Annotated in this window: 17 protein-coding genes and 3 tRNA genes; 8 read left to right on the top strand and 12 right to left on the bottom strand. The window is 54.5% G+C overall.

The genetic code is table 11. The annotated features are described in order from the left end of the window. Window positions 1-23 precede the first annotated feature (23 nt). From ACU6HM_RS18145 to pobA, 4 genes are read right to left on the bottom strand one after another with little or no spacing between them, the layout of a single operon-like run. Complete coding sequence (locus ACU6HM_RS18145) at window positions 24-1,589, bottom strand: FAD-binding oxidoreductase (RefSeq protein WP_009456102.1); 1,566 nt, start codon at window positions 1,587-1,589, stop codon at window positions 24-26. A 10-nt stretch (window positions 1,590-1,599) separates the two neighbouring features. Beyond that, window positions 1,600-2,091: a hypothetical protein gene (locus ACU6HM_RS18140; protein ID WP_446764161.1), complete on the bottom strand. Its 492-nt coding sequence runs from the start codon at window positions 2,089-2,091 to the stop codon at window positions 1,600-1,602. Window positions 2,092-2,101: 10 nt separating this feature from the next. Beyond that, window positions 2,102-2,464, bottom strand: coding sequence for a c-type cytochrome (locus ACU6HM_RS18135; RefSeq protein ID WP_021446849.1), 363 nt, complete (start codon window positions 2,462-2,464; stop codon window positions 2,102-2,104). A 38-nt stretch (window positions 2,465-2,502) separates the two neighbouring features. Next, on the bottom strand, window positions 2,503-3,672 hold the full coding sequence (pobA, locus tag ACU6HM_RS18130; RefSeq protein ID WP_009456098.1) for a 4-hydroxybenzoate 3-monooxygenase: 1,170 nt from the start codon (window positions 3,670-3,672) through the stop codon (window positions 2,503-2,505). A 620-nt stretch (window positions 3,673-4,292) separates the two neighbouring features. Between pobA and ACU6HM_RS18125 the strand changes: the two genes are divergently transcribed. The 3 genes from ACU6HM_RS18125 (at window position 4,293) to ACU6HM_RS18115 (ending at window position 5,304) form a co-directional block, all read left to right on the top strand. Next, entirely contained in the window at window positions 4,293-4,631 is a 339-nt protein-coding gene (locus ACU6HM_RS18125; protein WP_009456097.1) for an aldehyde dehydrogenase family protein, read from the top strand. Window positions 4,632-4,806: 175 nt separating this feature from the next. Then, window positions 4,807-5,052, top strand: coding sequence for a hypothetical protein (locus ACU6HM_RS18120; RefSeq protein WP_009456095.1), 246 nt, complete (start codon window positions 4,807-4,809; stop codon window positions 5,050-5,052). A 24-nt stretch (window positions 5,053-5,076) separates the two neighbouring features. After that, window positions 5,077-5,304, top strand: a complete 228-nt coding sequence (locus tag ACU6HM_RS18115) for a helix-turn-helix domain-containing protein (protein WP_082453596.1) — start codon at window positions 5,077-5,079, stop codon at window positions 5,302-5,304. A 47-nt stretch (window positions 5,305-5,351) separates the two neighbouring features. On the opposite strand, the gene ACU6HM_RS18110 is transcribed toward ACU6HM_RS18115, so the two are convergent. Together ACU6HM_RS18110 and ACU6HM_RS18105 are read right to left on the bottom strand one after the other, a co-directional pair. Next, window positions 5,352-5,573, bottom strand: coding sequence for an aldehyde dehydrogenase family protein (locus ACU6HM_RS18110; protein ID WP_082453594.1), 222 nt, complete (start codon window positions 5,571-5,573; stop codon window positions 5,352-5,354). A 56-nt stretch (window positions 5,574-5,629) separates the two neighbouring features. Next, window positions 5,630-6,064: a hypothetical protein gene (locus ACU6HM_RS18105; protein ID WP_009456088.1), complete on the bottom strand. Its 435-nt coding sequence runs from the start codon at window positions 6,062-6,064 to the stop codon at window positions 5,630-5,632. 305 nt (window positions 6,065-6,369) lie between these two features. Here ACU6HM_RS18105 and ACU6HM_RS18100 point away from each other — a divergent pair, with 305 nt between their 5' ends. After that, window positions 6,370-7,428: a DUF1176 domain-containing protein gene (locus tag ACU6HM_RS18100; RefSeq protein WP_031232318.1), complete on the top strand. Its 1,059-nt coding sequence runs from the start codon at window positions 6,370-6,372 to the stop codon at window positions 7,426-7,428. Window positions 7,429-7,746: 318 nt separating this feature from the next. Here the strand turns inward: ACU6HM_RS18100 and ACU6HM_RS18095 are convergent. Then, a tRNA-Thr gene (locus tag ACU6HM_RS18095) sits at window positions 7,747-7,822 on the bottom strand. Window positions 7,823-7,933: 111 nt separating this feature from the next. Between ACU6HM_RS18095 and ACU6HM_RS18090 the strand changes: the two genes are divergently transcribed. Next, a complete protein-coding gene (locus tag ACU6HM_RS18090) occupies window positions 7,934-8,317 on the top strand; it encodes an MAPEG family protein (protein WP_021446846.1) in 384 nt (127 codons plus the stop codon). 104 nt (window positions 8,318-8,421) lie between these two features. Here ACU6HM_RS18090 and ACU6HM_RS18085 read toward each other — a convergent pair whose 3' ends face one another. Both ACU6HM_RS18085 and ACU6HM_RS18080 read right to left on the bottom strand, forming a co-directional pair. Beyond that, window positions 8,422-9,510: an AI-2E family transporter gene (locus ACU6HM_RS18085; protein WP_021446845.1), complete on the bottom strand. Its 1,089-nt coding sequence runs from the start codon at window positions 9,508-9,510 to the stop codon at window positions 8,422-8,424. 243 nt (window positions 9,511-9,753) lie between these two features. After that, window positions 9,754-11,331, bottom strand: a complete 1,578-nt coding sequence (locus ACU6HM_RS18080) for a Na/Pi cotransporter family protein (RefSeq protein WP_179136441.1) — start codon at window positions 11,329-11,331, stop codon at window positions 9,754-9,756. Between the two features lie 217 nt (window positions 11,332-11,548). Here ACU6HM_RS18080 and ACU6HM_RS18075 point away from each other — a divergent pair, with 217 nt between their 5' ends. Beyond that, window positions 11,549-11,995 (top strand): IrmA family protein, encoded by a 447-nt coding sequence (locus ACU6HM_RS18075; protein ID WP_021446843.1) that lies wholly within the window; start codon window positions 11,549-11,551, stop codon window positions 11,993-11,995. 115 nt (window positions 11,996-12,110) lie between these two features. On the opposite strand, the gene ACU6HM_RS18070 is transcribed toward ACU6HM_RS18075, so the two are convergent. Continuing rightward, window positions 12,111-12,186 (bottom strand) — tRNA-Asn (locus ACU6HM_RS18070). A 546-nt stretch (window positions 12,187-12,732) separates the two neighbouring features. Between ACU6HM_RS18070 and ACU6HM_RS18065 the strand changes: the two genes are divergently transcribed. Next, complete coding sequence (locus ACU6HM_RS18065; protein WP_009456075.1) at window positions 12,733-13,875, top strand: porin; 1,143 nt, start codon at window positions 12,733-12,735, stop codon at window positions 13,873-13,875. A 260-nt stretch (window positions 13,876-14,135) separates the two neighbouring features. On the opposite strand, the gene ACU6HM_RS18060 is transcribed toward ACU6HM_RS18065, so the two are convergent. Beyond that, window positions 14,136-14,211, bottom strand: a tRNA-Asn gene (locus tag ACU6HM_RS18060). A 330-nt stretch (window positions 14,212-14,541) separates the two neighbouring features. Between ACU6HM_RS18060 and ACU6HM_RS18055 the strand changes: the two genes are divergently transcribed. Further along, entirely contained in the window at window positions 14,542-15,462 is a 921-nt protein-coding gene (locus ACU6HM_RS18055; RefSeq protein ID WP_009456073.1) for a DMT family transporter, read from the top strand. Window positions 15,463-15,480: 18 nt separating this feature from the next. Here the strand turns inward: ACU6HM_RS18055 and ACU6HM_RS18050 are convergent, their stop codons facing one another. Beyond that, a complete protein-coding gene (locus tag ACU6HM_RS18050) occupies window positions 15,481-16,704 on the bottom strand; it encodes a patatin-like phospholipase family protein (protein ID WP_021446842.1) in 1,224 nt (407 codons plus the stop codon). Window positions 16,705-16,712: the final 8 nt, after the last annotated feature.

The raw sequence follows: 16,712 nt of genomic DNA, 5'->3' as shown, positions 1-16,712 counted from the left end.
ATACTGCGGATAGATAGGCAAAGTTAAAACGGGTTGTTCAGGTCAATGCCGGATTTGCCCGGTGCCAGGATATTGTTCGGGTCCAGGGCGCGCTTGATCGCGTGTTCGACCTGGCGTTTCACCGTTCCGTATGATTGGGCGACCCGTTCCTGAAAGCGTGTATTGACCCGATACACGGCATACCCTTCTTTCTCGAACTCATCGAGCAGTTCATTAAAGCAGGCATCGGCTCGTGCTGTCTCTTGTGGATTGCTGCGATCGTAAAGCACATCGATGACATGGTGCATGTCTCGCCAGCCCACAATGAACTCACCGACGTAATCGAGCCCGTGCTTGTTCAAAATGGCCTTGGCCAGTGTTTTTTGCTTGTCGCACTCGCTGCCACGGGCCTGGCTGACGGGAGCGAACCACATGGAGCCACCACCTCCACGCCAGTTGTACAGGCCAAATTCCTGTAAATTGGGCACGCCCGACATCAGTTCGGCGCGGTATTTGAACGGTTGTGTGTCGCCGGCCTCTTCCTGGGTTACCAGCGTGCCTTTACCCATTTTCTTGACTGCTTCCTGGACAATTTTCCAGTTCACATCTACTTGTTCTTGTGTACCGTACAGGGCGGCGTAGACGTTCCAGGCTCCCAGGTTCTTGTCTTTCTGAATTTGCTTCAACACGCTGTCCGGAGTGGCGCCCGGTTCGCTCAGGTAGTCGCTGCGTCGGGTGTTGCAGGTAGCAGCTTCCCACAGAATATTGGCAATAACCACCGAGTTGGGGATAACCTGGGCAATGCGCAAGGGGCGAATCATCTCCACGATATCGGCAATATCGGCTTCTTCCTCGAATTTGATTTCAAAGGGTTTGTAGACCGGGGGTTTGGGCATGAGCCAAAACCCCATTTTGGTGCAAATGCCGTAATTGGCCTGGGTAAACATGCCGTCCAGCGTTGGGCCATATCCCCATTTGAAAACCTGCCAGGCCTTGTCACCTGGAACACTGCCCATTCCGGTACGCAATACCTGGCCGTCGGCCAGCACCAGCTCCATGCCGCATTGCATCATGAAGTGTTCGCCGTACGGGGTATAGCCCACGCCACGATCCATCGTATTGCCCAAAGGGCCGGCAATGGCCGAGGGCGCAGAAAAGGACAACATGAGAGGAATGTTGTTGTCCTCCAGATAGTCGTAGAGCTGCTGATACGTCACCCCGGGTTCGACCAAAGCGGTGCACAGATCAGGGTCCACATGGAGGATCTTGTTCATTTTTTTCAGATCCAGCACCACCTGGCCCCGTTGTCCGGGCGCGGCCGAGCCATAACCGAAGTTGCGCCCAGTGGAAATGGTCCAGATAGGGATCTTGTATTCGTTGCAGATCTTGACGATCTGCTGTACCTGTTCCACGGTAGTGGCCGACAGCACCGCCGAGGGCGTATGCGCCTCTTCGGAGACCGACATCATGATTTTGGTGTAGGGCTGAATCTGTGCCGATTCCAGCAGGACATTTTCCTTGCCCAACAAGGTCTGGAACTGGGTCAGCGCCTGTTGAAACTGGGACTGATCTACCCCTTTGGGTAGCACCATTTGTTTGTTGTTTTGCACGACCCCCTCCTTAAATTTCGAGCATGAACGACACGTGATGGCCGTTTACGTAGTGTGTGTTTTGAATGGCAGATTGTATGGGTGCGGCCCCGGCCAAGGCAGCGCCCAGACCTTGGCTGTCCCGGGTGCTGAGCTGTGCGTGGTGGGCCTGCCAATGCAGACGGCCCTGAGCGTTGCGCAGCAGATCGATCACAATGGTGGCGCTGGCATCATCGACCAGCCCCAGGATTTTTTTAGGCCCTGTCTGCTCTAGCAGGGTTTGCCATTGGCGCAGAAAGGACAAGTCGGTGCTGGTGTACAGCACCTGGGGGGGTGACGCGGGCTGGTACGCCTGTACGCCACTGAGAAAGGCCGACGCGCATTGGCCCGGCGTAAGAATGACATGCAGGGGCGGCGCTTGCTGTACACGGTTTGCCCAGGCAGTGGCGGACGAACCCAGGCTGCCCAGGGCCGATCCTGTCAGTACCATGCCTTTGAGAACCTGACGACGTTGACTGTTCATGCCAGGCTCCTTATTTGCTGGTAGCGCTGGCGGGCACCCGGGCCGGGGAGGTGGACAGATACTGACCTAGCTCCTTGAGGGTGGCATCGTTGATATGGGTCTGCGGAAAGGCAGGCATGGCTCTTAGGCCGCTGCGCACAATAATGGCAAAGAACTCGGGCGGAAGCTGCCGGCCTTTCAGTTCCGGGCCAATTCCTGCTTCGTGACAGTAAATACAGGTTTTTTCGTAGGTTTTCTGCCCCAGTGTCTTTGCTTGTTCGGCGGCAGCGCTTGTCGAAAAACACAAGCTCCCCAGCCCCGCCAATGTCAGCAAGCGAGCTGTTCTGAAAGCGTGGCAAGTGAAGCCTTGTATTGCTGGCCTGTGGTAAGCCATATCCGTCTCCTGGTTACGATTGATTTTGATGTTTTTTGTTAGTAGGGAAGGCCAACATAGTTCTCGGCAAGCAGGCGGGCGCCGTGCTCGGAGTTCATCAGTTGATTAAATTCGGCTGCCTGAAGCTTGTGATCCCAATGATTCATGTCCGGGAAAGTATGCATCATCCGGGTCATGTACCAGGAGAAACGTTCCGCTCCCCAGATACGTTTCAGACAACGATCTGAGTAGTTCTCTATTTTTTCGCGGCACTGGTTCTGGTAGAAGTCCAGCAGCGCCTCCGAGAGATACAAGACATCACTGGCGGCCAGATTCAGGCCCTTGGCCCCAGTGGGAGGCACAATATGGGCTGCATCACCTGCCAGGAACAGGTTGTGATGGCGCATGGGTTCGGTCACGAAGCTACGCAACGGAGCAATGCTTTTTTCAATGCTGGGGCCAGTGACCAGGTTGGCAGAACGTGTCGGCCCCAGGCGGGTGCGTAGTTCGTCCCAGAATCGCTCATCGGACCAGTCTTCTACCTTGTCACTCAAGGGCACTTGAAGATAGTAGCGGCTGCGTGTTTTGGAACGCTGGCTGCAAAGCACAAAGCCGCGCTCATGCTTGACATAGATCAGTTCGTCGGAGACCGGGGGGGTGTCTGCCATCAGGCCCAACCAACCAAAGGGATACACACATTCGTAGGTTTTCAGGATATCGGCCGGAATGGTGGGGCGTGATATGCCATGAAAGCCGTCACAGCCCACGATGAAGTCGCAGTCCAGACGGTGCGCCTTTCCTTCGTGCTTATAGGTGACATAGGGGTGGCTGCTTTCCACTTCATGCAAGGCCACATCTTGGGCTTCATAGACAGTTGTTGCACCGATCTTTTCACGCGCTTGCATCAAGTCGCGGGTGACTTCGGTCTGGCCATAGACCACGACATGGCGATTGACCAGTTTTTCAAAATCGACTCGGAACGAGGTGTTGTCGAACACCAGTTCGCAGCCATTGTGCACCAGGCCATTTTTTTTCAGATTATCGGTGACACCAGCCTGTTCCAGGGCATCGACGGTTACGCTTTCCAGCACACCGGCCCGAATGCGGCCCAGAACATAGTTTCCCGTTTGACGTTCAAGAATGACGTTGTCGATACCGTTTCGGGACAAGATTTGTCCCAGCAGCAAACCGGACGGGCCTGCTCCGATAATAGCTACCTGAGTTCGCATTTTTTTCTCCACCAAGATGTTGCTGTGTTGCTCGCTATTTGGCGTATTGTCGTGAAAAAATCAGCAGGCAAATACATCGAATATGTACTAGCAGCTATGCGTTTTTGTGCGAGCAGCCCATTTTGAGTAGCGGACTCAATTCTAGATGTTCTTTCTGCGCTCATCGGCATCACACAGGATGTTTTCAGGCTGTAGTTACCATAAAAAAGAAAGGAGTTGCTCCATGCACTTAACCATTCGCGCGTCCTTGCTCGCCGCGGGCATCTTATGCACCTCTATTCCTGAGTCTCAAGCCTAACGAGCTCTATTGTGAAGAGGGTACTGAGCTCAATGCTGATCTGGCCGTGTCTTTGGTATTTTGAGCAGCAAGCATAACTTTATAGATCGCCCGGACCGTATTGGCGCTGGCTCTGTTTTCGGTAGCCTGGGCTTGGTCAGCTCTGGCACTTAGGGCGACGGTGACCCTGGCGGTTATTCCATAGGGAAAGAAAGGCGTGCCAGTTTTGAGGATGCGTATTTGGGGTAGTGCTCGGAGGACTTGCTTCCCTGCTTGGGCCAGGATGGCATTGATATTTCCTTCGGTCGGCAAAGCATGACGCTTGCCCAGGAGGGCTGGTGGTATGACGCTGCCGCTAATCCAGGCAGAGGTATGGGCAGGGTGTTTGACCGAGGTGGCGCTTACTATGTGGGCCCTTGTCATTCTTTTGCCAAGACAGCTGTTTTCCGTTTGGGCGGCAGCGGCTCCGACCATGAAACCTGTCCCTCTGGAGTTGGGTGGCAAGTCCTCCACTGTTATTTCGGCTGATGCTGATGTGAGCCGAGCAGTGCCTGGTGCGGCCGCTGCTGTTTTCTTCAATTCTGGTCAAATATGTACAGTGGGCTCCCGCTTGCTGATTGATGCCGCGGTATATGAAGAAGTGATCGCGGGTGGTCGGGCTGGTTCGCTCCAGCCTGGGTGAGGGGGCAGTGGATTGGCTGGCGGCGATATGATTGATGAGGCGGGATGAGATTTGATCAGCCCCCGTTTTGACGGGGTATCGCGTGAAATGCCCGTTATACGTGGGGAAGTATCTGGACCAGTGGTCTGTGCCTTGCGTATCGGGGAGCCCGCGGGCTACGCTGGATTCGTTTGGCATGTTTCAAGGCCATTGGCAAACCAGAGCATCCCTGCATGTAATGGCTCAGGCTGAGACCACGACGCTTAGTCACTGGATTCAGAATCGGGCCATTTGGCCGCGCAGTCAGGATACCCGGCTCAAGTCTGTGCTGGAATGTCATTTGCCGGACCTGATGGGGCCAGAGATTACGGTGGCGAAAGCTGTGACAGAGCAAGTAGAGGAAGCGATTGCCCGGCGTTTGGGGCGTGCGCCGGTAGATTGAGATTCCATTACTTTGGTTCTGGGGATGTCGGCTCGATCTTTGCCTCGACGCTTGATGGAAGAGGGGGCATCTTTTCATAGCGCATCGCAGACCGTTCGCCAGGAGCGAGCACAAGCCATGTTGCAGTCTGCTGACCAGCCTTTGTCCGTCGTTGCCGAGCAGCTTGGTTATTCGGATACCGTGACTTTTTCGCGCGCCTTCAAAGAGTGGACGCGGGCTTCCCCGCGTCGTTTCTCCAGGCGGCAAAGCTGAGGCTGGTTTTTATCCCTTTTCAGCTCCGCCGTTGATGCTTGCCTGGCTCAAACAGCAAACCCAGGTTGCGGTAAGCTGTTTTGCACCGTGATGGCTTTCAGTTCCGAGTATATGTTCAAGGTTTCACGGCAGTGCTCGCGTCCTATGCCGCTTTCCTTCATGCCACCAAAGGGCGAGCCGCTCCTCAAGTTGAGGTATCGGTTGATCCAGACGTAGCTCTGGATACAAGCCAGGTGCCAATTTGTTGGACGGTCTATGAGTGCCTTCACCCCGTTAAGGCTCGTCCCTGAAAACAGCGCGCAGGCTGTAAGCCCCGGGCTGGTTACTACCTGAGCTCACGTACCTTGCAGCGAGTCTTTCCTTGCTCGTCCTCTCGGCAAGAGGTAGCTGCGGTGCCGTCGGCATCAAAATAAATCCCCATATTCTCTTTCTTGTTGTTGGGCGGGCCGAAGCGATTGGCCGGGTTTCTGTTCTGCTCAAGCTGGGGCAGGCGGTTGCGCTCAAGTTGCTGTTCTCGTGCCGCTTGGCGAGCCTTTTCCTCATTGTTCATCGCCTTCTGGAAGTTTCTGCTGAACTCCGAGTCCTTGGCCGGATCTTTAGGTGTGGCTGCCGAGGGACTCGCTTCGCGTGGCATGACGGAGGTCGAGCGCAGCTTTTTAAGGTCTTCAGTCGTGACGGAAAAATCCGGAGAAGCCGCGTGGCTGGCAACGGCGAGGAAACTGAGCAAGCCAACTGCAATAGGGTTCAGATATTTGCGCATCAGAATTTACTCGACGTGGATGAGGTTTGATTATCTATCGTTTGATAAACATGGCATGGTTTTTTTCTGCATTCTATACAGAGGATTGACACGAGCACAAACGGAAACAGGGCGAGCCAGGTGCCTGTGGCTTAGCCAGATAGCGACAAGCCTTGCAAGGGGACGATTGAACAGAATAATGTCACGAACACAGGCGGTCAGACGTTTAATGTGGTTTTCTGACATGGACTTGGGAAAACGCATTTAGCCTTGCCGCGACGTAATATGTGCTGTGTATCCAGATAACACCTTAGGGAGGAGAGAAAATGAGCGGGCAAAAACAAGATCACAGTGCGTTTTTTTCAGTACGAACAGCCGCCATATCGCTAGTACTTTGTATGGGAGGTGCAGCGGCTAATGCTGCGTCAGTGGCGTTTTCTCATAAAGACTGGGATCTACGTTGCGATAACACGCTAACCTGCCGCGCCGCCGGTTATGCGGCTGAAGGTGAAGAGCTGGGCTCAACGGTGTTATTGACGCGTAAAGCGGGCAGTGGAGAGCCGGTGGCAAATAGAGTCATGCTTGCACATTACGACGATCCCGAGTGGCCAAAAGGCTCAGTGCCAGAACTTGTTATTGCGGGCCGTAAAGCCGGTTCACTGAGTGTTGCGGGTGACGAGTCTTGGCAAATGAGTGAGGCGCAGTTAGCCCAGTTTTTGGCAGCCTTGAAAAAAGACGCCGTAATTTCCTTTCGTGGGAATGGCAGCACTTATGCATTCTCGGGGGCAGGTTCAAGTGCCGTCTTGTTGAAAATGGATGACGTTCAAGGACGTGTCAATACGCCAGGGGCTATTCTGCGTAAAGGGAAGGGCAGCGAGTCTACGGTCAAGGCACCTATTGCTGCGCCAGTTATCAACCGTGCCCCGGTAGTGGATAAAAGCTTGCGCCCCATGACAGCGCAAGAGGACGCCTTGATAAGGCCTGTGCTGTTGAAGGTACTTGCCGCTGATGAGGAACAATCCTGTAGTGCTGACATGCTGTCCGAGCCATGGGAAATTGCACGATTGAATCAGCAATTCTCCCTGGTTGGCGCGCCTTGCTGGTTAGCCGCTTACAACGGTGGGGCAGCCTATTTTGTGATCAATAACAATATGCAGTCTGCTCCGGTGTTAGTAAGTACCAGCGCCACTGATTACGATAATGGAATGATCTCGTCCAGCATGAAGGGGCGGGGCCTGGGCGATTGCTGGAGTTACGAGGCATCGGTCTGGGATGGAACCGACTTTGTTGAAAGTGAACGCGGCGACACCGGGCGCTGTGCTCTGATTCGCGCTGGGGGTGCCTGGAATATTCCGGAGCATGTCAGCCAAGTGGTCGGGCCGTGAGGTTATAAAAAAGCTACCGACGTGGCCTTGGAGTACTGATCCCCCCGGCTTTCGAGCCTGGGGGTTTGTTTTTTGGTTCTCAGCTCGGCAATGATGTGTTGGTGAGCGGAGAAACCTAACGGTTTCTGGGCTGGGTTGCTATGGCCGCTGCATGTTTGGCATTGCTTGCCATATGCCCATTTGCATGGGGCTAGCCGTGGGGCTTTTTTGGGGCCGTCTATGTGGAATAGTTGAAAGCAGGCGATTAATTGCTTCTGATGTTAAACCATTGATTTAACTGAGTTATTGATTATTTTATTTCAATGGTTTTAGATTAGCTGGTGCCGATGAAAGGAATCGAACCCTCGACCTTCTCATTACGAATGAGCTGCTCTACCGACTGAGCTACATCGGCTAACCTAAGACGATAAGTATATCCTGTTTTTTTCGGGTTTGTAAATTCTGCGCACGCATTTGGGCTGCGGCGTGCTATGTTGGGCGTTTTCAGCCTGTGAAGGGGACGATGATGCTGGGGATCAAGATCAGTTTGGTGGTAGCGGCTTTCTTGCCTTGGTTGGCGGCGATTTGTGCCAAAGCCGGTGGGGCGGGCTTTACGAATCATGAGCCTCGTCCGTGGCTGGCCAGCCTGTCGGGCTGGCGTGGTCGGGCCAATGCGGCGCAGGCCAATGCGTTTGAGGCCTTGCCGTTCTTTTACGCGGCTGTCTTGCTGGCCTTATGGTCGGGGGCGGATGCCTTGCGCGTGCAGAACCTGATGATTTCCTGGATTGTGCTGCGCGTGCTGTATTTGCTGATGTACATAATGGACAAGGCCACCTTGCGTTCGCTGGTGTGGTTTCTGGCCTTGGCCGTCAATATCTGGATTGTGTTCCTGCCCGTGCTGCGGACTTGATGAAATGAATAAGGGCCTGTTCTGTGCTTTTGATCAAGCATGGAACAGGCCCTGGGATTGCTTGCTTGGACTATTGGCAGGCCAGTCGCAAAGCTGGCCTGTTTTTATTTGCCGTTGCTGTCTTGCTCTTCCGCTTCCACGCGGGCGCTGACGGCCGAAGGGAACAGGTCCCAGCAGGCAATGAACATGGCGGCGATCAGCGGGCCAATCACAAAGCCGTTCAGGCCGAAAATCGACAAACCGCCCAGGGTGGAGATCAGGATCACGTAGTCCGGGATCTTGGTGTCTTTACCCACCAGCAGGGGGCGCAGCAGGTTGTCTACCAGGCCGATTACCAAAATACCAAAGGCGGTCAGGATGATGCCGGGGACGTAGTGGCCCGAGACAAAGAAGTAGATGGCAACCGGAGCCCAGATCAGCGAGGCGCCCACGGCAGGCAGCAAGGACAGCACGGCCATCAGCACACCCCAGAACAGTGCGCCTTGAATGTCCAGGAACCAGAACATGACCCCGCCCAGCGCACCTTGGGTGGCTGCCACAGCGATATTGCCTTTGACGGTAGCGCGTACCACAGTGGTGAATTTGCGGAACAGATGGGTTTTCTGGCCCTCGCTCAGAGGGATCAACTGGCGGTAATGACGACCCAGCTCCACGCCATCGCGCAGCAGGAAGAACAGCATGTACAGCATGATGCCCAGGCTGACCAGGAACTGGAAGGTGTTCTGGCCGACGTTCAGGGCTTGTTTCGTCAGGAACTGGCCGCCTTGCACGGCAAACTCAGAGAACTTCTCTTGCAGGGATGCAAAGTCATGCAGACCAAAACGAGCGGCAAAATCCGTCACGCTAGGAGGCAGGGCATTCAGTATTTTTTGCAGGTAGGCGCCCGGATTGAGCTGACCGCTATTCATCAAATCGTACAAAGAGGCGATTTGTTGAACCAGGGAAATGGAAATCAGGATGACCGGAATAATGACGATCAAAATGATGACCAGCAAACTGATCAGGGCAGATAGAGACCGCCGGCCTTTGGTTTTAGCCAGCAGTTTGCGTTGCAAGGGGGTAAACAAGATAGCCAGAACGGCACCCCAGAATATGGCGCCATAAAAGGGAAGAAGTATCCAGACAAAGGCAGCGGATACAGCGGCCAGCAAAAGCAAAAAGGTATGGAATTGTAGATTTGGCCGGGTGGACATGGAGTTTTTCCATTAGCGTGAATTTGAGCCGATTGTAAGGGGGAATCCTTACTATGAGCGTGAATCTTGGTATCTGTTTATTGGGTTTCTGTGGGCTTTAAAACACGCTTGTTTTGCATATTCTTGTCATATGAGTTTTGCGCGGCAGGAGAGCCCCAAAAGTTGCTTCAAGTATGAAGGGTAAGCTGGGGGCGCCTGCTTGCGGGTAGCGGCGCCAGCCGGGTTGATGTATGGGCTTGGGGCTTATTGCTCCGGTTGGCGAGCCAGCTGCAAGTAATAGCTGCTGCGCCAGACATGCTGGCTGCTGCGTTCGAACCAGCGATGGGTGTCTGTGATGCGCAAGGTGCGTGAGACATCATCATGGCCTTGTGGCGCGGCTAGAAGCTGACTGCGAACGGCGCTTAACAAATCAGCCAGGGCCTGGGCTCTGGCTTGTACTTGCTCCAGCCAATCACCAGGGGCTTGTCCGTGCAGGCCTTGCTGCGCCAGGGTATTGAGCTCTGTGGCCAGGGTTTGGGCTTGCTGGTAACGATTGTCCTGCAGGTCCGTGCTGGGCGGATGTTGCAGCCGGCTGCGCAGGCGCTGCATATGGTCAATGGTGTGCAAGAGCGCGCTGATACGGGCGGCAACGGCGGGATCATCGGCAGCGCTGGGGATGCGTAATACAAATTCGTAGGCTTGATCCAGGACTGTCTCGATTTGCTGCAGGTCGGCAGTGGCGGTGCTGGGGCGGCTCATGTTCAGACTGTGCTGATACAGGTTCAGCAGGCGCTGGGCCAACTCTTCCAGGGTGCGTTGTGTGGTCTCCAGGGCCAGGGCCGGTACTTGCAGCAAGCTGTCGTCCAGATGGTGCTGGGGGCGGGCAGCCCGATCGGGTACCAGGCCTTGTACCCAGCGAGCAAACTGCTGGGTAAAGGGCAGGCACAAGGCAGCCCCCAGGCCGATGAACAGGCTGTGAAAGGCCGCCAGTCCCAATGCACCGGGAGGAACGTTGATGTAGGAGCCTGTGGCGTACATGGCTTTCAGGAACAAGGGCAGGATCAGCAGCCCCAATAGACCGGCAATAACGTTGAACAGAATGTAGGCAATGGCTGTGCGTTTTGCGTAAATGGTGCCACCGATCGCAACCAGTACGCCGGTTAGGGTGGTGCCTATGGAGGCTCCCACGACAATGGCGGCGGCCTGGTCAAAGCTGACGGCACCGGCATCCAATGCGGTCAAGGTCATGGCGATTGCGGCGGTCGAGGATTGCAGCACGGCGGTCAGAGCCAGGCCGGTCAGCATGATCAACAGGTGTGCGCCATAGCCTCCTGTTGGCATATGGGCCAGGCTGAAGCTGGCTGCCAGCCCTTGCATGCCGTCTTGCAGCATGCCCAATCCAAGAAATAGAGTGCCAAAGCCTGCCAGTGCCCGGCCCAGCTCCTTATAGCGACCGGGGGCAAGCAGTTTGAGCAGGGCACCCAAGCCGATCAACGGCAGGGTGTAAAAGCCCAGATTCACTTTCAGCCCCAGACCCGAGATGATCCAGCCGGTGGCGGTATTGCCCAGACTGGCACCGATGACTACGCCTATGGCTTGTGTAAAGGAAATCAGGCCTGCACTGACAAAACCAATCAGTGTGACGGTGGTGGCGGTAGAGGATTGGGCCAGCGCGGTAATCAGGGCGCCGGAAACAAAGGCCTTGATGGGCCTGCCGGTAAACGCCAGCAGGATCTGCTTGAGAGAGCCACCCGCAAAAGCCACCAGTCCTTCGGACAGCAGCATCATGCCAATCAGGAAAAGGCCAAGCCCCCCTAAAAAGGGAAAAAGAGTATCAAGCATAAAAGAGTGCAAGCAGCGAAATAATCGGCAGGTTCCGGCGCGACAGACCGGGATAGAAAACGGGATGCTGCATTATCGCCAGTTACGCAGCCTATGGAGTGAAATACTTCAGTGTTGCAAACTGGACGTTTCTGGAAGCGTATGTTGCAAACACAGCGGTTATTCTCTTTTTTGTGTATAAGAGCGCTTGGGTTTCTATGGCAAAAGAGAGGGCAATGTGGATTTTCGTAAAAGTGTGAAGCTGGCTGCAGGGGCCATGCTGCTGGGTGGTGTGGTTGCTGGCCAGGCACAGGCGGTGCAGATGTGGCATTCCGATACGGTCTTTGCGAATCAGGGAATGTGCGCTGCGAACTTTACTTTTGATTCCCAAATGGAGCCGGTGCAGCAACTGAGGGTTCATATTCAGGTGCTAAGCAAGAAGAACAATAAGCTGGTGGCCGAGGATGTGATCGAGGTGGACGATTTTGGAAGTTCCAGTGCCGATCGCTATGCCACTGGTTATTGGTATAACGAAATCGCTTGCGATCAGAATTTGCGAGTGGTGGTGACGGGGGCGACTGCAGTGATGAATGGCGAGCGTGTTGATTTGTTGGCCAAGGATCTGCTGGAAGTGGAGAACTTCGTGCCGTATGAGATCAGCATTACACCCGCAGGAGCCAAGTAAGCGATTCTGGATAGTGATCTTGCAGACAAGGCTTCTTGAGCAATCAAGAGGCTTTTTTCATGAGTCCAAATGTAGAAAAGCCCAGCTACTTGCGTAGCTGGGCTTTTTGTATTTTTGGCTCCCCGACCAGGGCTCGAACCTGGGACCTGCGGATTAACAGTCCGTCGCTCTACCGACTGAGCTATCGGGGACCAGCAAAGAAAATAATTATAGGGTAGGGCTATCGAGATTGTAAAGAGGTATTTTTTGAGAAATTCATTTTCATATACGCAAAACCGGATGCGGCCTTGGCAATAGGCGTAAATCCTGATTTTTTCATTGGAAACATACCGTCTGGTCAATAAGGCTCATGAGCCTGGTTTGTTGCAAATGGTTGCAAGCCTTTTGTTTATTGGCTTTGCGACCGTTTAGCCCATTTTTTGCTGAATTCTCTGTAGGTGAAAAACTAGGGAAAATGCGTATTAAACCCAGTAAACACGCTGGATTCAGTTTATTGACACCAATATTGTTTATGTCTGAAATATAAATGCTTGCAGTATATGTGCCTCAACTATCAAGCCCCTTTCATCCCTGTTTCAGGGCTGATCTGTTGAGCAGTTTTGCTTCAAGAAATAGGAGGGGGTGCAGGGGATTGACGTCGGGAAATCAGCTTTTCAGGCGGTGGGACCCAGCACTTGATCAAGAGCCGGACAACGATAAGAAATCCGGCATTCAGACGTTTACAGAGAACAGAGAACATGAAAAAAACTATCTTGGCAGCCATGTTGATGCCTGTGTTGGCGGTTCCCGCATACGCCGCATCAAACGTGACCTTGTACGGCGTGGTGGATACAGGCCTGGGCTACGAGCAGTGGAAAGGGAGCGACCTGAAAGGTGGCGCAGAGAAACAAAGCCGTTTTGGTCTGTACGATCAGGGCTGGATGGGTAACCGCTGGGGCCTGATGGGCAGTGAAGATCTGGGGGGCGGTCTGAAAGCCAACTTCATGCTGGAAAGCGGCTTTGATCTGAGCGATGGCAATATGCGCCAGAACCGCTTGTTTGGTCGTCAAGCTACCTTGGGTCTGAGCGGCGAATCCTGGGGGCGTGTGGATCTGGGCCGTCAAACCACTGTGACTTCCCTGTACGTTGCCGGTGTAGCCAGTCCCTTTGGTGGCAACGGCTATCAGTACGGCGTGGGTGCTGCATTTGATGCGGCCAACACGGTTCGTTACGACAATATGGTCGCCTACCAGAGCCCCGAGTTCTCCGGCTTCCAGTTCGGTGCTGGCTATTCTTTCAATACCAACGGCGCACAAAAGTGGGATCGTAGCGGTTTGACTGGCAATACCATCAACAGCGACGACGCTAACGTGAAAGCCTTTAGCGTGGCCATGCGTTACACCAATGGTCCTTTGAAAGCGGCCTTGAGCTTTGACCAGGCCCGTTATGGTTCGGCTCGTGAGCAAGGCGGCAACCTGGTTGCGGCTGAAAGCGGCAATGTCAGCGCCTGGAACCTGGCTGCCAGCTACAAATTCAGCTTTGCTACCTTGCACGCTGCTTTTGGCCAAAGCCGTAACGGTTACATCGGTGGCTCGCTGCAAACCGAACAGTTTGGTCCCGGACTGCACAAAGACCTGAAGGTTAACTCCTACGCGCTGGGCGTGACTGTTCCTGCAGGCAAGGCCGGCTCGGTTCTGGCTTCCTGGACCATGGCTGATCCACGCTCGACTCCACGCAGTACTGATGATGCCAAGACCCAGCACGTATTTAGCGCTGGCTACCTGCACAACCTGTCCAAGCGCACCAATCTGTACGCGATTGGCTCCTACGCTCGCAACATCGGCTACTACAGCGATCTGAAGAGCACGGTTGCCACGGTCGGTATCACGCACCGTTTCTGATCTTTCTGACTGATTCTGCCAGCTCCGGGTCGACGTAGTGCGTTAGCAGCGGCGGCATCGTCCCGGGCAGGGGCTAGGTCAGGGGAAAAGAGCCACAGCGGGGCGGCATCAACATGCAGTCCCGCTGTCTTTTTGGCTAAAGGATTTTGTTTGTCAAAATGTTAATGGCGCCGCTGCGTTGTTATCGGACAGACGCATTTTGCAAGGACAAAAAAAATCAGCCCAAAGCAAATGCTATGGGCTGATTTCAATGGTTTTCTTGGCTCCCCGACCAGGGCTCGAACCTGGGACCTGCGGATTAACAGTCCGTCGCTCTACCGACTGAGCTATCGGGGACCAGAGAAAAAGAATATAGCATGTATTTTGCGAAATGTGCAAGTTTTCATGGAGGAACAGCACAAAAGTTTTGGCATGTTGGTGCTGTTTTCACGGGTGGGCAGACTAAGTCTTTGTCTTTATTGAGGAGTTGGTTCGACATCGTGTCATTCGCGATCTTCCGGTTTTGGAGACTTGTGCACTCTAGTGGGCCATTGGCTGCGATATTGGCAGGGTCAACGTGGCCGCTGCCAGAAGCAAAGAGTAGAATCGACGGCTTGTTGACTCTTTTTTCGCTGGGGCCAGCAGCTCTTGTGCTGACGGTGTCGCCCTGCAAAGTGATGAATTCCCATGCAAGCTAGTCAAAGCTCCAGTGCGCAGCGCAGTTCCTTTTTAATTGGACTGGCCCTGTCGGGGGGCGGCTCTATTCTTTTCTCCGCCAAAGCGGTGGTTGCCAAGCTGACCTATCAATACGATGTCAACGCCTTGACCGTTATTGGCTTTCGAATGCTCTTGTCGCTGCCTTTCTTTCTGGCTATTGCCCTTTGGCAAGTGAAGAAAGTACGGCAGGGCAAGCTGGCCGCACTGACTGGTCGTCAGAAGCTGGAGCTGGTGGTGCTGGGCTTTCTGGGCTATTACCTGGCCAGTTTGCTGGACTTTATCGGCCTTGAATATATTTCGGCAGGGCTGGAGCGGCTGATTCTGTTTTTGTCGCCTACCTTTGTGCTGATGTTCTCCGCCATCTTTCTGAAACGACGCATTCTGCCCAAACAATGGCTGGCTCTGGCGCTGGCCTATTTAGGGGTAGGGCTGGTCTTTGTGCAGGACTTGAGCCTGACCGGCGATGATGTGCTGCTGGGTGCGCTTTGCGTGTTGGGTTCGGCCATTTCCTATGCCATCTACCTGATTGGTTCGGGCGAGCTGCTCAAGGCCATTGGTTCTACACGGCTGGTGGCTTATGCCATGTCCTTCTCGGCGGTCTACACCCTGATTCACTTTTTTGCCGTGCTGGGCTGGCAGGGGCTGGTGCAGCCTGCGCCGGTCTATGGCCTGTCCATGATTCACGCCGTCTGCAATACGGTTTTGCCGACCTTTATGACAATGTGGGCAGTGGAGCGAGTAGGCGCGCCCATGAGTGCTCAAATGGGGCTGATTGGCCCAGTTTCGGTTCTGTTTCTGGCGAACTGGTTTCTGGGGGAGCCGATTACGCTCATGCAATTGCTGGGTACGGCCTTTGTACTTAGCGGCGCGATGGTCTTGAGCCGCCGCTAAGTCTCGGCACAGGCTGGCTTACTTGCCGTTGTTGGCCAGCCGTTTTTCGATTTCGTCGCGGTGCACGTCGTAGGTGGTGAAACCGGCCAGGTTCTCCGGCATGTTCAGCTTGTCTCGATGGATCAGCGTCTGGCGAATATCATCCAGACCGCTACGCCAGTGCTCGCGCATGGTCATGCGACCAAACTGATAGTCCTTGTAGTGCTGCTCGTAGGGCTGGTTGCGGTAAATCAGGTGCACCACGTTGTAGCGCTTGTTGCTGGCCAGCTCTTCGGCCAGGCGGCACGGCAACAGGTCTTTGCGTTGATCTTCGGGGATCAGGGGGAGCAGCTCTGACAGGATATGACGCATGTACTGCGAATGACGCATGTCCTCGGTCACCATACGGGTACGGCTGGAGTAGCGGATCTCGTTCAAGCGGTCGCTGACTTCACCCATATTGTTGGGTACCGGGCCACGCGCACTCCACAAGTCCACTTGAAAAACCAGAGTGTCCCGGCGGGGTGACTGATCCAGCACATAAGAGAGCGGCGTATTGGAAACCAGACCGCCGTCCCAGTAATACTGACCATCAATTTCCACGGGGGCGAAAGCCGGAGGCAGGGCACCCGAGGCCATGAAGTGTTCGGCTCGCAAGGTAGTGCGATGGTTGTCAAAGTAAACAAAGTTGCCCGTGCCTACATTGACAGCACCTACCGAGATGCGCTGACGCTTGTCGTTGATGCGATCAAAGTCACATAAACGTTCCAGCGTGTCTTTCAGGGCGCTGGTGTCGTAATAGCTGGCACCTTCGGGCACGCCCGGTGTGGCTTGCATTGGAGGGGGGAAACGGGGGCGGAAAAAGCCACGCTGTCCCAAGACCAGGGCGTTGCTGGCATTGAAGGCGCTGATGGCCTCACGCATGACATCGTTGATACCAAAGAGGGCACGCTCCAGGCAGGCTGGGCTGGACCAGCCATAGTAGGGCTCGCAAATGGTATTCCAGAACTCCCGCAGGCGTTCTACCTGCCGCTCGGGGGGATTGCCCGCAATAATCGCGGTGTTCAAGGCCCCAATTGAAATCCCGGATAAACAGTCTGGCTCGATTCCTGCTTCCAGCAAACCTTCATATACACCGGCTTGATAGGCTCCCAAAGCGCCGCCGCCTTGCAATACTAGGGCTACCGTTTCGTAGGGTGGCAAATAAGAGGGGCGGGCAAAAGCGGGGACATCTTGCGCTTGTGGCGTAGGAACAGTGTTCATGGCATCAC

This window comes from Alcaligenes sp. RM2, assembly GCF_052931795.1.
Note: the sequence above shows the minus strand (reverse complement) of the source record. Positions and strands in the feature narration are given on the sequence as shown.